Source organism: Stenotrophomonas sp. YIM B06876 (assembly GCF_030711595.1).
In the GTDB taxonomy this organism is placed as follows: Bacteria; Pseudomonadota; Gammaproteobacteria; order Xanthomonadales; family Xanthomonadaceae; genus Stenotrophomonas.
The window spans coordinates 1-921 of the sequence record NZ_JAUJUJ010000334.1 but is presented as its reverse complement, the minus strand read 5'-3'; the positions used below and the strand labels follow the sequence as shown (position 1 = coordinate 921).

Annotated in this window: 1 protein-coding gene; it reads right to left on the bottom strand. The window is 68.2% G+C overall.

Going from position 1 to position 921, the window contains the following annotated elements; all coding sequences use genetic code 11:
* Positions 1-59: 59 nt before the first annotated feature.
* Positions 60-921: FAD-binding protein (locus QZH66_RS17110; RefSeq protein ID WP_305807046.1), on the bottom strand; the 862-nt coding region annotated here is incomplete at its 5' end.

Below are 921 nucleotides of genomic sequence, written 5' to 3'. Positions count from 1 at the left end.
CTCCACTTCCAGGACCGGGTCGATGGGCGTCACGGTCGAAACCCTTGTCTTTTTCTGGCTCATGCCACCATTCCTGTCTTTTCTGTACGGCGCCCCTGCGCCGGCATGTCCGTCTTGTCGCCTGCTCCCTCCAGCAGGTCGGTGCGCTCCAGCGCAATCGGCTGGCCCTGGATGGCGGCCACGGCGCGGTAGCCGAAGGTCATGGCCGGGCCCAGCGTGGAGCCGGCGCCGGGGTAGGCCGGGCCCATCACCGAGGCCGAGTTGTTGCCGATGCAGTACAGCCCCTCGATCACGCGGCCGGCGCCGTCGAGCACGCGTGCATCGCGGTCGGTCAGCAGGCCGCCCTTGGTGCCGATGTCGCCGGGGTGCAGCTTCATGGCATAGAACGGGCCCTTGGCGATCGGCGCCAGGTTGGGGTTGGGCTTGACGCTGGCGTCGCCGTAGTAGCGATCGAACACGTTGCCGCCGCGGTCGAAGTCCAGGTCCTTGCCGGTGCGGGCAAATTCGGTCATGCGCGCCGCGCTGGCCACCAGGCCGGCAGGGTCCACGCCGATCTGGCCGGCCAGTTCCTCCAGCGTCTCGCCCTTCCAGTACACCGTATTCAGCCAGCTCTTGCGCATCCGGCTGTCGGGCACGGCCGAGCCGGGCATCAGCGGGCCGATGGGGTAGTTGGCGCGGAAGGTGGCGTCAAACACGATCCAGGCGGGAATGGCGCCGCCGGTCTGGGCATGGTTGGCGAACATCGCCTGCTGGAATTCCGGGTACGGGCCGGACTCGTTCAAAAAGCGCTCGCCGCGTGCGTTGACCACCATGCAGCCGGGCAGCGAGCGCTCGACGAACAGCGGGCGGAATTTCTCTTCCTTGGGCACTTCCAGCGTCGGCACGCCCCAGGTGTGCGCCATCAGGTGCAGCTGGCCGCCC